The following is a 13,002-nucleotide window of genomic DNA, read 5'->3' as shown; positions in this document are numbered from 1 at the left end:
CGCCACCGCTCCACCCGAGGGGAACCCGATGCACACACGCGCCCGGACCCGGTTCGCCGCGCTTTCCGCCACCCTGCTCGCCTGCGGTCTGCTGACCGCCACCCCCGCCGAGGCCATCTCCGGCGGCACCGTGGTGCCGGTCGGCACCCACCCGTTCCTCGCCCGGATCGCGACGCCGACGAAGTCGTGCTCGGGCGCCCTGATCGACCCGTCCTGGGTCCTCACCTCCGCGACCTGCCTGACGGCCACCGGCACCGGCGCGCCGAGCGAGGCCGCGACCGTCCTCGTCGGCGACGTCGACCTCGGCACCGGCGCCGGCTTCGGCGCGAAGCTGACGAAGGTCGTGCGCCGCACCGACCGGGACGTCGTCCTGGCGAAGCTGGAAAAGCCGGCGACCGGCATCGCGCCGGTCGCGCTGAGCACCACCGCGCCGCAGGCCGGGGACACCCTGCAGGTGGCCGGGTTCGGCCGGACCGCCACCGAGTGGGTGCCCGCGCGGCCGCGGGTCGCGCCGTTCACCGTCTCGGCCGTCACCGGCTCGACCGTGTCGGTCTCCGCCGCCGACGGCACCGACGCCTGCAAGGGCGACGCCGGCGGTCCCGCGTTCCGCCTGTCCGGCGGCACCGCGCAGCTGGTGGCCCTGAGCAGCGCGTCGTGGCAGCACGGCTGCCTCGACGTCACCGAAACCCGTTCCGGCGGCACCGAAGCCCGCGTCGACGACCTCGGCGACTGGATCCGCAAGCAGATCGTGCCGACACCGGTTTCGTGCCCGGCCGGAGCGCCGATCTGGGCCGCCCGCACCGACGGCGGCCTCTGGCGCTACGTCCACCTCGGCCCGGCCGACGGCGCGGTCAGCTGGTCCCAGCCGGGCAGCGCGATCGGGTCCGGCTGGACCGGCCGTGTGCTGGCCGGCAAGGGCGGCGTGATCTGGGACATCCACCGCAACAACAGCGCGAGCGACCCGTACCCGAACGGCAGCCTCAAGCGCTGGGTCTACTCGACCTCCAGCGGCTGGAGCGGCGGTGGCCAGGTCGGCAGCGGCTGGACGCGCTACCTCACCGCCGAGTACGCGAACCGGATCACCGTCGACGAGAAGAACCGCATCTTCATGATCGACGACCAGGGGCAGCTGAAGTTCTACCTCTGGGACGACGCGACGGGCTGGTGGGTCGACGGTGCCGGCGCCGTCCTCGACACCGGCTGGTCCCGCTTCGACTCGATCACCGCGGCCGGCGACGGCGTGCTGTACGCGCGCAAGCCGGGCGGCGAGCTGTTCCGCTTCAAGTACGACTTCGCCGCTTCGGCGTGGACCCAGCGGGACAAGCCGGTCGGCGTCGGCTGGCAGATGTTCAGCGAGATCTTCTCGCCGGGCGGCGACATCCTCTACGGCCGCGGCAGCACCGGCACCAGCCCGTTCAACGGCCAGACCGGCCCGGTGCTGCGCTGGTACCGCTACTCCGACAACACCGACACCTGGGCCCCGTCGGGTCCGGACCGCATGGGCGTCACGATCGGCTCGGGCTGGAACACCGAGATCCACGTGACCGCCGCACCCGACTCCTGCAAGCTCACCGGCTGACCCGAGGGGAACCCCTGATGCACACTCGCTCGAAACTGACGGCGATCTCCGCCGCCGTGCTGGCCGCGACCGCGGCCGGCGTCGTCCCCGCGGCGGCCGTTCCCGGCCCGGCCGCGGTGAACCTCGGCTTCGCGGCCAAGATCACCACCGAGGGCCGGGCGTGCAGCGGCGCGCTCGTCGAGCCGACGCTCGTCCTCACCGCCGCGAGCTGCTTTCCCGAGAACCCGCCGTCGAAGCCGGTCAGCGTCACCGTCGGGTCGCACGTCGCGAAGGTGACGGCGGTGCTCCCCCGCACCGACCGCGACGCCGCGCTGGTCCGGATCGACACCACGATCACCGACGTCACCACGCTGAAGCTCCCGGCGGCCACCGGCGTGCCCGGCGCGTCGGAGGAGCTGTCCCTCGCCGGCTGGGGCCGGACGGCGACCGAGTGGGTGCCGAACGAGGCCCACGTCGGCAAGTTCACCGCCTCGGCGTCCAGTGCGACGACCCTGTCGCTGACCGGGGCGGCCGACGCGTGCAAGGGCGACGCCGGGGCGCCGGTCTTCCGCGCGGACGGCACGCTCGCCGCGGTGGCCGGCGCGTCCTGGCAGCACGGTTGCTTCGGCGAGACCGAGACCCGCCAGGGCACGACCGCCGCCCGGGCCGACGATCTGCGCGACTGGATCCGCGGCCAGGCGATCACCGGCACCGCCAAGGCGGTCGGCCACGGCGTCACGCTGACCTGGACCCCGCTCGCCGCCTCCGAGGACGCGACCTACTCCGTCTACGCCAGCCCGAACGGGGACGCCTCCCCCAGTGCGGAGCTGTTCGTCGGCAGCACGAAGGCGACCACGTTCCTGCACTCGGCCACGTCCCACAAGACCTGGCACTACCTGGTCTACGCCTCGGTGGGGGCGTTCAGCCCGCAGTTGACGGCCACCACCGGCGGCCGCTCGGCCGGCGACTTCACCGGCGACGGCAAGGACGACATCGCCACCTTCACCCGCGGCACCACCGGCGACGCCTTCGCCGCCGCCTCGGACGGGACCAAGTTCGTCGGCACCACCCAGCAGTGGAACGACAACCTCGCGTTCGGCAGTGAAATCCCGCTGAGCGGCGACTTCAACGGCGACGGCAAGGTGGACGCGGTCGTCTTCAAGCGCGGCACGAGCGGTGACGTCGTGGTCGCCCTTTCCGACGGCACCAAGTACGGCACCCCCGCGCTGTGGCACGACTTCTTCGGCATCAACGACGAAATCCCGGCCGTCGGCGACTTCAACGGCGACGGCAAGGACGACATCGCCATCTTCAAGCGCGGCAGCACCGCCGACGTGTTCGTGGCCCTTTCCGACGGCACCAAGTTCGGCGCCGCCGCCCTGTGGCACGACTTCTTCGGGATCAACAACGAACAACCGTACGTCGGGGACTTCAACGGCGACGGCAGGGACGACATCGCCGTCTTCACCCGCGGCACGGCCGGTGACGTGTTCGTCGCGCTTTCGGACGGCACGAAGTTCAGCGGTACCAGCGTCAAGTGGCACGACAACTTCGCCTTCAACGACGAAATCGCGGCCGTCGGCGATTTCAACGGCGACGGCAAGGACGACATCGCCGTCTTCACCCGCGGTACCGCGGGTGACGTGTTCGTCGCGCTTTCGGACGGCACCAAGTTCACCGGTACCAGCGTCAAGTGGCACGACAACTTCGCCTTCAACGACGAAATCCCCGCCGTCGGCGACTTCAACGGCGACGGCAAAGCGGATGTCGTGACGTACACCCGCGGTACCGCGGCCGACGTGTTCGTCTCGCTGTCCGACGGCACCAAGTTCCTCGGGATCAGCGTGAAGTGGCACGACAACTTCGCCTACAACAGCGAAGTGCCCGTTCCGCGGGCGATCACGATCCTCTGACACGGCGGACCCGCCCCCGGTCGTCCGGGGGCGGGTTACCGACTTCGGTAGGTTCCGAAAATCCTTCACGGCTCTTACGTTGAGCTGGTCGTCCCGAGCGGGGGCGGATATCCGGATCACCTGGGCCGAAGGGCATTTTCATGCGAATGTCGAGGGCTGTGGGCGTGGTCGGTGCGGCCGCCGTGGCGCTGAGCCTGGTCTCAGCGGGAGCGGCGGGCGCCCAGCAGGACATCATCGGCGGGAGCACGGTCTCCTCCGCGCCGTGGGGCGCCCAGATCTACTGGAACAACGTGACGACGTACGGCGGTTTCGAGTGCTCGGGGACGATCATCGCCCCGCAGTGGGTGCTCACCGCGCAGCACTGCCTGAACTCGCCGGGCATGCACGTCAAGGTCGGCAACGTGACCCTGCAGCAGGGCACGAACGCCACCGTCGACCAGCAGAAGGCGTCACCGAACGGGGACATCGCCCTGCTGCACCTGACGACCGCGGTCTCCACGACGTACATGAAGCTCGGCACCGGCAACCCGCCGACCGGGTCGACCAACCAGATCTACGGCTGGGGCCGCACCCAGGGCAGCAACCCGCCGTCGAGCACGCTGAAGACGGCCAACGTCCGCGTGACGGGCCTGAGCTCGGACGCCTACGGCGGCACGGCGATCGCCAGCCAGGGCATCAACGGCTCGGCCTGGCACGGCGACTCGGGCGGCCCCCAGCTGTACAACGGCGTCCAGGTCGGGGTCTGCTCGACGGGCAGCAACTCGGGTTCGAACACGCAGGGCACGCAGAACTACGCGAGCATCGCGTCGAGCCGCAGCTGGATCCGCTCCACGGCGGGCGTCTGACGCACCGGACCGCGTTCCGCACCGCCGGGCGGTGCGGAACGCGGCATACTCGCGGCATGAAGTTCCGCACCCAGGTCCTGCTCGGCGGCAAGACCGCGACCGGCCTGCCGGTTCCCGCCGACGTGGTCGAGGCGCTCGGCGCCGGCAAGAAGCCCGCGGTCACCGTGACGCTCGGCGGCCACACCTACCGCACCACGGTCGGCAGCCGCGGCGGGCAGTTCCTGGTCCCGCTCAGCGCGGAGAACCGAGCGCAGGCCGGAGTCGCCGCCGGGGACGACGTCGAAGTCGAGATCGCCCTCGACACCGCGCCCCGCGAACTCGAGATCCCCGCCGATCTCGCGGAGGCGCTCGCCGCCGACGACACCGCCCGGGCCCGGTTCGAAACCCTGTCCTACAGCGCGAAACAGCGGTTCGTGCTGCCGATCGGCCAGGCGAAGACCGCGGAGACCCGGCAGCGGCGCGTCGCCAAGGTGATCACCGACCTGCGCGCCGGGAGCTAGTCACTCCACAGTGTTCACTCCACAGTGTTCACTCCAGAACGGACGCCCGCAGCGCCGCCTTGTCCGGTTTTCCCGACGGTGCCACCGGAACCGCACCCACGAAGCTGAACCGCGCCGGCACCGCCGCCTCCCCCAGCTCCGCCGCCACCGCCTTGCGGACCTCGTCCAGGTCCGGCGACCGGCCCGGCGCCGGCACCACGAACGCGTGCGCCGCTTCACCCGTCTCCGCATCCGGGACCGCCACCACGTACGCCTGGTCGACGTCCGGGCAGGCCGCGATCGCCCGCTCGATCGGGCCGGTGTAGTGGATGATCGCGTTCACGATCACCACGTCCCGGGCCCGCCCGGACAGGTGCAGGTACCCCTCGGCGTCCACGGAACCCAGGTCCTGCGTGCGCACCCAGCCGTCGCTCAGCACGGCCGCGGTCCCGGCCGGGTCGCGCCAGTAGCCCGCGAAGGCCGACGGCGTCCGCACCCACACCTCGCCATCGCGGATCGCGATTTCCACCGTGTCGCAGGGCTTCCCGACCGAACCGGGCCCCTCGTCGGCCCGGCAGATCGTCAGCATCCCCGTCTCCGTCTGGCCGTACGCGTGGTGCATCGCGGGCCCGATCCGCTCGGCCGCCTCGGCGAGCTTGTGCGGCGGCACCGGCGAGCCGGCCACGATCAGCCTCCGCAACGCGCTCAGGTCGACGTCTTCGGCGCGCAGCACGTCCAGCATGCGGTGCAGCCGCGGCACCGTCGTCAGAGCCGCCGTGATGCCCAGCCGCGGCAGCACGAACGGGAAGTCCGGCAGCTCCCGAGGGATCACCGCCGTGCCGCCGGCGAACAGGCACACCCCCAGCTGCTCCACCATCACCGCGCTGGCCAGCGACCCGAACAGCAGGTACCGCCCGAACCCCGCCCCCAGCCGCTCGTGCGCCGAACCCGGCACCGGCGGGCGCCACACGCGGCCTTCGGTCAGCGCGCGGTAGCTGTAGGCCACCCCCTTCGGGACGCCGGTGCTGCCGCTGGTGAACACGACCGTCGCGATGTCGTCCGGCTGCCCCTGCGGCACCGGCTCGGCGTGGGCGTGGGCGGTCAGCAGCCGCTCCAGCCGCAGCACCGGCACCGCCGCCTCCACCGGCAGCGTGCCGTCCGCGACCACCGCCGTGACGTCGCCGAGGATGTGCCGCAGCTGGGCCTCCGGCAGCCCGGGCCGCACCGCGACCGCGCGGGCGCCGAGCACGTGCACCGCGACCAGGGCGGCGAACCCCTCCGGTGTGACGGCGGTGGCCAGCCCGATGCCGTCGCCGGGGCCGAGGCCGGCCGCCCGCAGGCCCGCGGCGCACCGGCCGATCAGCTCCCGCAGCTCGCCGCGGGTGGTCACCCGCGAACCGTGTTCGAACGCCGGGACCTCCGGAGCGCGTTCCAGCTCGTCCAGCAGTGCCTGCGGGTGGACCATCGCGACCGCCTCTCGCCTGGGGCGTCCCGGTCTACCGTGCGGATCTCAGAATTTCGGCAGAGACGACCTGCGGACGCGGGAGCGACCGCAGCGACAGCGTGCCCGCGAGGGCGACGGCCGCGAGCAGCCCGGTGGCGGCGAGCAGCGTCCAGAAGTCCGGGTGCACGATCGACTGGCCGCGCTCGGCCTGCCAGGTGAGCAGCGCGATCAGCCCGCCGTAGCCCGCACCCGCGGTCCGGACCAGCCGGCGGCGGACGACGTCGGATTCGAGCACGCGGTAGCGGCGGGCCAGCAGGAGCAGCCCGAACGCGACCAGCGGCAGCACCTGCAGGGCGTGGATGCCGACGAAGTGCGGGATCCGCAGGTCCCCGCCGACCGTGCTCCAGCCGAGCACCGGCAGCCCGGGGCCGCCGTCCTCGACGCCGACCGAGTGCGCACCGAACGTCGAGTACTTGCCGTTCGCCTCCAGCACCGCCTGCTGCCCCGGTGTCGGCGAGAACATCAGCGTCGCCACGTACATCCCCACCACGGCGAGCGCGGCGCCCCAGCGCAGGGCCGACCGCAGGGCGCGGTCCGGGATGCGCTGGAACAGCAGCAGGACGGCGACGGCGGCGGTCATCGACCACGCGGTGTACGCGCCGCCCGCGACGACGTTGTTGATCGCGGTGTCCATCGGCGTGGACTGGTTGAAGTGCAGCGTGCGGCCGCGGACGACGATCTGCCAGACGAGCAGCACGAAGTCCAGGCCGATGCCGACGGCGAACAGCGTGCCGAACCACCAGCCGGCCCGGCGGCCGCGGCGCACGTGCGTCAGCAGCCACGCCAGCGTCAGCGCGTACAGCCCGATCGACACGGAGAACTTGAACGGCTTGAGCCAGATCGGCGCGTTGACCAGCGTGCGATCATCGAAGAGGAGCCCGAGCAGCGAGACCGCGCACAGCACCCCCATCACCCCGGCGAGCAGCACCAGCGGGCGGTGCCACGACTGGACCGTGACCAGCGGATTTCCCTTGTCTGCCATGGTCTCAAGCGTGGCGTCCGGGCGGCTCGCGGTCACTGGAGCGGACCACCGTCGGCGGGTGGGGACCGCCCTACCCCCGCTCGCGTGGGTAATAGTGCCGTCAGCGCGACCGGCAGTTGTGCCGTTTGACCACACTGGCCTCTTTTCTAGCGTGACTTTCACACCGCGCGGACCACCGCGCCAGGGGAATTCGCTTCAGGAAGGAGGTGGCCCGTCGATGTCCAGTCCGGGATTCCAGGCAGATTCCGCTGCCATGACGCGCGCCGTCCAGGGTTTCGAGGAAACCGCGACGAACGCCAAGTCCACGATGGCCAGCTTGGAGTCCGAGCTGACCGAGGCGCTGCGCAACTACAAGGGCGACCAGGCCGTGGCCTTCTGGGACCTCCAGCGGCGGCTGCAGGAGAAGATGTCCGCCGCGGTGAAGGAGCTCGACACGATGTCGCAGCTCGTGCACACCAGCCACGCGAACTACGGCCGCGGTGACGCCGACGTCCACCAGAGCTTCCAGGGGGTCGGCAACACCCTCGAGGGCTCGGGCGTGCTCCCCCGCCTCAACCCCTGACCCGAGAGGACGCCCACCATGGCCGACGTCGTCGAAATCAACTTCGCCGCGCTGCAGCACAGCTCGGCATCCCTGGCCGCCAAGGCCAAGGCGCTCACCTCGCAGCTGGAGCAGCTGCACCAGAACCTGCAGCCGATCACCGCGACCTGGTACGCCTCCGGCAGCTCCGCCGGTGACGCCGCCCGCCAGGCGGAGACGCGCCTGCGCCAGGCCACCGCGGACATCGTCGCGATCATCGCGCAGTTCGGCGGGAAGGTCGGCGAGGCGCACGACCTCCAGCAGTCGCTGGAGAACCGCAACCAGGGACTGTTCGCGGGCTGACCCGCGCCCCAGACGTCGGTCGGCCGGTGCGGGAAACCCCCCGCTCGCACCGGCCGACCGGCTTTCCCCCTGTCAGCCTCATCGCGCCAGAGAGCCGGGACCGATGCCAGACCAGTCGTACTACGTCCACCTGGAATCGCTGAAGGACTTCGTGCGGGAGCTGGAGACCCAGATCCACGCGATGTCGAAACCGAACGACTTCCTGCTCACCCTCGGCGAGGAGCCGCTGCTGTTCGGCGAGTTCGGCGAGGCCGGGTCGCTGGCCGACGCCCACCGCGCCGCCGTCTCGGAGATGCAGGGCCTGCTCGACCAGGTTCGCAGCGCGATCGGGTTCGCCCAGGACGTCACCACCACGGTCGCCGACGGCTACCAGCACGCGGACCAGTCGGTGGCCGGGGACCTGCACGCTTCGGGCGCCGTCACCGGCCTGCTCGACCCGGTGCTCGGCCTGCTCGGCGCGGGTGACACGAACGGGAGCCGCAAGGGATGACGAACACCGCGCACACGAACTTCGCCGCCTACAGCCACCAGCAGCTGTATGCGATGCTGCAGGCCGGCGACCCGAACAGCGCGCGGCACGCCGCCGACAAGTGGAAGTCCGCCGCGCTGCACCTGCACGAGCAGGCCCACAACCTCAATGCCGAGCTGACCGAGTTCTCCGGCCAGTGGACAGGTGGCGCGGCCGACCAGTACCAGCGGATGATCATCGACCTCGCGAACGGCATCTCGAAGGTGGCGCAGACCGCGGAGGCGATGAACGTGATGCTCGACGACGCCGCCGACGCGCTGGTCAAGGCCAAGAAGGAGATGCCGCCGCCGGTCTCGGTGCCGGACGTCGCCCCGGCCGACGTCGCGCTCGCGGTGAACCCGCCGCTGCTGCCGCCGGACGCCTCCCCGGCTGTTATCCAGGCCGCGGCGCAGCAGCGCCAGCAGGCCATCGCGAACGTCGAAGCGCAGCAGGCCGCCGCGAACGCCGCCGGGTCGGCGCACGGCAAAGCGATCGTCGTGATGACCCAGCTCGCCGGCGAGTACACCGTCGCGGAGGAGTCGATCCCGGCTTCGCCGAACGCCGTCCAGACACCGGCGACGCCGCCCGCGGGCGGTGGCGCGGGCAGCACCGGCTCACCGGGCCTCGTCGGCAACGGCATGACCGGCGGTCCCGGTGTCGTCGTCACCCCCACCGACGGGCACCCGCTGCCCGGTGGCGGGACGACGACCCAGCCGGGGACGACCGTGCCGACGTCGAACCCGCTGTTCGGCGACATGTTCACCGCCGGGCTCGCCGCGGCTTCGGCCGCCGCGTTCGGCCGGTTCGGCTCGATCATGCCGAAGGTGCCGTCGTGGGCGACCGGCAAGGACCCCAAGGACGACAAGGAACAGCCTCCCGGCACGAAGCTCGGCGGGGGCGGCGCCGGTGTCGAAGGCGGCACCGGCGGCGGCATCCCGATCGGCGGCGGTGACGCACCTTCGCTCGGCGGCGGCGGTGTCCCGGTCGGCGGTGGGCTCACCGGCCCGGGCGAGGTCCCGGCGGCGCACTCCGGCCTGGCCGGGGACGGCGGCGCGGGCAACGCGCTGAGCGGGCTCGCGGGCGGGGCGGCGGGCGCCGTGGGCGCGGCGGCGGCCAAGAGCGCGATGCCGATGATGCCCATGATGCCGATGGGCATGGGCGGCGGCGGGGACATGGGCTCCGGACGGCGGATCCCGGCGTGGCTGGTGGAGACCGAGAACGTCTGGGGCCAGTCGGCCCCGGTCGCGCCCCCGGTCATCGGCGAAGACAGCGTTTGATGAAAGGCAGCGTTTGATGACGGCGGCGGGCTACCGCGTCGCCCCGGCGCGCCTGGACACCGTGGCGGGCGAGTTCGGCTCGCGGGCCGAAAGCTTGGGCACGGCGCAGTCGGCGGTGGCGGGCGAGAAGCTGCCCGCCGCCGCCTTCGGCCAGGTCAGCGAGTCCGCGGCCGCGGCCAAGACCTTCGAGAAGACGATGACGGAGCTGGGCGCGAAGCTCGAATCGAGCGTGTCCCGGCTCCGGACACTCCAAAGTGGACTGACGGCCTGCGCGGCCGGCTACCGGCGGGCGGACGCGCAGGTCGCGGCGATGTACCGGGCGCTGCTGCCCGAGGATCCGTTGCCCCGCGCGGGAAACCCGGCCGGGATCGGCGGTTCGGCCGACACCGGGGCGTGGGCGCACGCGATCGCGGACAACCGCGGCAAGGTCGCCGACGCGTTGACCGCCGAGCGGTTGCGGCTGGCCGCGTTGACCGATCCCGACGAGGTCGCGCGGTCACAGGCGCGGATCAAGCTGTACGAGGACATCCTCGCGCACGACCGGCAGATCCTGCGGTTCGATCCGTCCGGCAACGGGCGGATCGTCGAGCTGGTCGGGCACATCGAGCCGGGGACGCGGAACGTCGGGCTGTTCGTGCCGGGCGTCAACACGCAGATGTCGAACTTCGACGCCTACGCCGGCCTCGGGCGCAGCCTGGTGGCCGCGGACCCGTCCGGGCGCACGGCGGTCGTCGTCTGGGCCGACGGGGTGTTCCCGCAGGGCCCGGTGGCGCAGGGGCCGGACGCGGGGTACGCGCAGGCGATGGCGCCGGACCTCAAGCACTTCGCCGACGACCTGCGCGGCGAGATCACGAGCCACGCGGGCTCCGGCGTCTCGCTGACCGCGATCGGGCACAGCTACGGCGGGGCGACGGTCGGGCTGGCCGAGGCCCACGGCCTCGACGTCGACCGCGTCCTGCACGTGGAGTCGGCGGGCATGGGCCACGGCGTGTGGTCGCCGTCCGATCTGCCGGCGAGCCAGGCGGGCGTCCAGCGGTTCTCGATGACGGCCCCGCTGGACCCGATCGTGCTCGCGCAGGGCAACGCGTGGGGCCTGGAGTGGACCGGCATCGGCCACGGCGCGGACCCGGACGTCTTCCCCGGCGTGACCGAGCTGCCGACCGGCAACGACGCTTCCGGTTCGGCGCTGTGGGGCGTGTCGTCGCACAACGACGTGCTGAAGCCGGGTTCCGACTCGTGGACGAACATCTACCGCGTGCTCACCTCGGGCGGTGACCTCCGATGACCCCGGAACTGACCCGCCTGGCGGCCGAGCTGACCACGGTGATCGACGACGTCGCGGCCGCCTTCGGCGGCCCGGCGGACCCGACCCTGTCCGGCGAGCTGGACTGCGACCCGACCAGCCCGGGCCACCTGCTGTGCTGGCAGTACGGCGTCCGCGTCGACCACCCGGCCGCGCCGGAAAGTCACCTGGCGTCCCTCATCCCGGCCCTCCACGAGGCCGGCTGGGCATCCCACGACCGCAGCACCCCCCGCGAGCAGATCACCCGCTTCACCCGCGAGGGAGCCGACTTCACGATCCACGTCGCCGGCGCGGTGACCATCATCGGCTCCACCCGCCCCGTCCCCGCCTGACGTGTCGTCCCGCCAATCACGAGTGATGCCCCTCCAGTCACACGTGATGCCCCTCCAGTCACGCGAGTTCGCCCGCCAATCACGCGAGATCCGCCCTCAATCACGCGAATCCCGTCCCCGATCACCGGAGCTCGTGTGCCGGAAGGGGTATCTCGCGTGCTCGAGCGGGCATCACTCGTGATTGAAGGGGCATCACACGTGTTTGGAGGGTCGACACGGGTTACGGGGTGAAGCGGGTGGGGCGCCAGCCTCGGCGGCGGGCGCGGCGGACCGCGGCCACCGTCACGCCGGCGGCCGCGGCCAGGGCGACCCCGGCCAGGGCGATCGTGCCCGCCGGGACGTCCGACGGGGGCGGTGCGGGAGCGGCGGCCGGGACCACCGCCGGGGCCGAGGCCGACGGCGGAACCGCACCGGGCGGCGGGACGTCGGCGGGCAGCGTCGAGGACACCGCCGCGTACGCGTCCAGGACTCCCCAGCCCAGCCGCGGGTCGTGTGCCCCGGACGGCGGGCGGTGGGCCGTCAACGTCAGGCGGGTGACGACCTGGTCGCCGGACAGCTCCGGGTGGTAGGCCCGCACCAGCGCCGCGACCCCGGCGACGTACCCCGCCGCGAGGCTCGGATCGGTCACCGGCCAGCGGTGCGCCGCCGCGCCGCCCGCGCCCGCCGACGTGCTCACCAGGTCCGCGCCCGGTGCCGCGACCCCGACGTAGTCCCCCGCTTCCGTCTGCACCGGCTCGCCCGCCTGGTTCACCGACCCCACGGCCAGTACCCCGGACGTCGCCGTCGGATAAGTCCGCGCGCCCTGCTGGGTCGCCGACGCCGCCGAGACGACCACCGCACCGGCGGACCGCGCCCGCGCCACCGCACCGGACAGCGCCGGGCTGTCGGCCGCCGCGGGCACGGCGATCAGGATCACGCTCGCGCGCCGGTCCACGGCCCGGTCGATCGCGTCGGCCAGCTGGCCCGGGTCACCGCCGTCGCCCGCCGTGTACCGGATCGGCAGCAGCCGCACGCCGGGCGCGACGCCGGCGAACGTCGTCGCCGGATCCGGCTGCGCGCCGACGATCCCGGCCGCGATCGTGCCGCGGCCGTCGCAGTCCGTGCGCTCGGTGCCGGCGCCGCCTTCGAGCTGGCCGGGCGCGAACTGCGCGTTCTGCGCGTCGACGCCGGTGCCGAGCACGGCCACCAGCTGGCCGTCGCCGCGGGTCAGCGGCCACAGCCGCGCCGGGTCGACCAGGCGCTGGCCCCACGGGACCTCGCCGGTGTAGGTGCCGGACGGGTTCGCGCAGCCCTCCGCCGAAGCGGCCGGAGCCCCCAGCACGCCCGACGCCGTCAGAAGGCCTGCCACCGCGAGCACCGCCGGTAACCGCACCCGAACCCCCGAAGCCGAAAGACGGTGGCGGACAAGGAATTCCGCC

The 13,002-nt window shown here is 72.7% G+C and carries 13 protein-coding genes; 10 read left to right on the top strand and 3 right to left on the bottom strand.

Annotated features, from left to right (window positions below):
* The first annotated feature begins 28 nt into the window (after positions 1 to 28).
* The 4 genes from ABZX11_RS31330 to ABZX11_RS31315 all read left to right on the top strand — a co-directional run bounded on the left by ABZX11_RS31330 (position 29) and on the right by ABZX11_RS31315 (position 4,816).
* On the top strand, positions 29 to 1,579 hold the full coding sequence (locus ABZX11_RS31330) for a tachylectin-related carbohydrate-binding protein (protein WP_354919668.1): 1,551 nt from the start codon (positions 29 to 31) through the stop codon (positions 1,577 to 1,579).
* A 17-nt stretch (positions 1,580 to 1,596) separates the two neighbouring features.
* Positions 1,597 to 3,471: an FG-GAP-like repeat-containing protein gene (locus ABZX11_RS31325; protein WP_354919665.1), complete on the top strand. Its 1,875-nt coding sequence runs from the start codon at positions 1,597 to 1,599 to the stop codon at positions 3,469 to 3,471.
* A 146-nt stretch (positions 3,472 to 3,617) separates the two neighbouring features.
* Positions 3,618 to 4,316: a trypsin-like serine protease gene (locus tag ABZX11_RS31320; protein WP_176175777.1), complete on the top strand. Its 699-nt coding sequence runs from the start codon at positions 3,618 to 3,620 to the stop codon at positions 4,314 to 4,316.
* 56 nt (positions 4,317 to 4,372) lie between these two features.
* Complete coding sequence (locus tag ABZX11_RS31315; protein WP_176175776.1) at positions 4,373 to 4,816, top strand: YdeI/OmpD-associated family protein; 444 nt, start codon at positions 4,373 to 4,375, stop codon at positions 4,814 to 4,816.
* A gap of 28 nt (positions 4,817 to 4,844) precedes the next feature.
* Here the strand turns inward: ABZX11_RS31315 and ABZX11_RS31310 are convergent, their stop codons facing one another.
* Positions 4,845 to 6,260 (bottom strand): long-chain fatty acid--CoA ligase, encoded by a 1,416-nt coding sequence (locus ABZX11_RS31310; RefSeq protein ID WP_354919661.1) that lies wholly within the window; start codon positions 6,258 to 6,260, stop codon positions 4,845 to 4,847.
* A gap of 31 nt (positions 6,261 to 6,291) precedes the next feature.
* Complete coding sequence (locus ABZX11_RS31305) at positions 6,292 to 7,281, bottom strand: hypothetical protein (RefSeq protein ID WP_354919658.1); 990 nt, start codon at positions 7,279 to 7,281, stop codon at positions 6,292 to 6,294.
* Between the two features lie 217 nt (positions 7,282 to 7,498).
* On the opposite strand from ABZX11_RS31305, the gene ABZX11_RS31300 reads away from it, so the two are divergent.
* The 6 genes from ABZX11_RS31300 to ABZX11_RS31275 all read left to right on the top strand — a co-directional run bounded on the left by ABZX11_RS31300 (position 7,499) and on the right by ABZX11_RS31275 (position 11,584).
* Entirely contained in the window at positions 7,499 to 7,843 is a 345-nt protein-coding gene (locus ABZX11_RS31300; RefSeq protein WP_152603733.1) for a WXG100 family type VII secretion target, read from the top strand.
* 18 nt (positions 7,844 to 7,861) lie between these two features.
* A complete protein-coding gene (locus tag ABZX11_RS31295; RefSeq protein WP_003057455.1) occupies positions 7,862 to 8,164 on the top strand; it encodes a hypothetical protein in 303 nt (100 codons plus the stop codon).
* 103 nt (positions 8,165 to 8,267) lie between these two features.
* Positions 8,268 to 8,654 carry a hypothetical protein gene (locus tag ABZX11_RS31290; RefSeq protein WP_176175773.1) on the top strand — a complete coding sequence of 129 codons (387 nt, stop codon included), beginning with the start codon at positions 8,268 to 8,270 and terminating at the stop codon, positions 8,652 to 8,654.
* Positions 8,651 to 9,949 carry a WXG100 family type VII secretion target gene (locus tag ABZX11_RS31285; RefSeq protein ID WP_354919654.1) on the top strand — a complete coding sequence of 433 codons (1,299 nt, stop codon included), beginning with the start codon at positions 8,651 to 8,653 and terminating at the stop codon, positions 9,947 to 9,949. The genes ABZX11_RS31290 and ABZX11_RS31285 overlap by 4 nt, the downstream gene beginning before the upstream one ends.
* A gap of 16 nt (positions 9,950 to 9,965) precedes the next feature.
* The gene (locus ABZX11_RS31280) at positions 9,966 to 11,234 is read left to right on the top strand and encodes an alpha/beta hydrolase (protein ID WP_354919651.1); all 1,269 of its coding nucleotides are present in this window, start codon (positions 9,966 to 9,968) and stop codon (positions 11,232 to 11,234) included.
* A complete protein-coding gene (locus ABZX11_RS31275) occupies positions 11,231 to 11,584 on the top strand; it encodes a hypothetical protein (protein ID WP_354919648.1) in 354 nt (117 codons plus the stop codon). The genes ABZX11_RS31280 and ABZX11_RS31275 overlap by 4 nt, the downstream gene beginning before the upstream one ends.
* A 220-nt stretch (positions 11,585 to 11,804) precedes the next feature.
* On the opposite strand, the gene ABZX11_RS31270 is transcribed toward ABZX11_RS31275, so the two are convergent.
* Positions 11,805 to 12,941, bottom strand: coding sequence for a S8 family serine peptidase (locus ABZX11_RS31270; RefSeq protein ID WP_354919645.1), 1,137 nt, complete (start codon positions 12,939 to 12,941; stop codon positions 11,805 to 11,807).
* Positions 12,942 to 13,002 lie beyond the last annotated feature (61 nt).

Source organism: Amycolatopsis sp. NPDC004169, assembly GCF_040610315.1.
Lineage (GTDB): Bacteria > Actinomycetota > Actinomycetes > Mycobacteriales > Pseudonocardiaceae > Amycolatopsis.
This window is presented reverse-complemented; position numbering and strand designations above follow the sequence as displayed.

Coding starts and splice junctions, on each gene's coding strand:
- ABZX11_RS31330 (WP_354919668.1), top strand. CDS start 29: ATGCACACACGCGCCCGGACCCGGTTCGCCGCGCTTTCCGCCACCCTG.
- ABZX11_RS31325 (WP_354919665.1), top strand. CDS start 1,597: ATGCACACTCGCTCGAAACTGACGGCGATCTCCGCCGCCGTGCTGGCC.
- ABZX11_RS31320 (WP_176175777.1), top strand. CDS start 3,618: ATGTCGAGGGCTGTGGGCGTGGTCGGTGCGGCCGCCGTGGCGCTGAGC.
- ABZX11_RS31315 (WP_176175776.1), top strand. CDS start 4,373: ATGAAGTTCCGCACCCAGGTCCTGCTCGGCGGCAAGACCGCGACCGGC.
- ABZX11_RS31310 (WP_354919661.1), bottom strand. CDS start 6,260: ATGGTCCACCCGCAGGCACTGCTGGACGAGCTGGAACGCGCTCCGGAG.
- ABZX11_RS31305 (WP_354919658.1), bottom strand. CDS start 7,281: ATGGCAGACAAGGGAAATCCGCTGGTCACGGTCCAGTCGTGGCACCGC.
- ABZX11_RS31300 (WP_152603733.1), top strand. CDS start 7,499: ATGTCCAGTCCGGGATTCCAGGCAGATTCCGCTGCCATGACGCGCGCC.
- ABZX11_RS31295 (WP_003057455.1), top strand. CDS start 7,862: ATGGCCGACGTCGTCGAAATCAACTTCGCCGCGCTGCAGCACAGCTCG.
- ABZX11_RS31290 (WP_176175773.1), top strand. CDS start 8,268: ATGCCAGACCAGTCGTACTACGTCCACCTGGAATCGCTGAAGGACTTC.
- ABZX11_RS31285 (WP_354919654.1), top strand. CDS start 8,651: ATGACGAACACCGCGCACACGAACTTCGCCGCCTACAGCCACCAGCAG.
- ABZX11_RS31280 (WP_354919651.1), top strand. CDS start 9,966: ATGACGGCGGCGGGCTACCGCGTCGCCCCGGCGCGCCTGGACACCGTG.
- ABZX11_RS31275 (WP_354919648.1), top strand. CDS start 11,231: ATGACCCCGGAACTGACCCGCCTGGCGGCCGAGCTGACCACGGTGATC.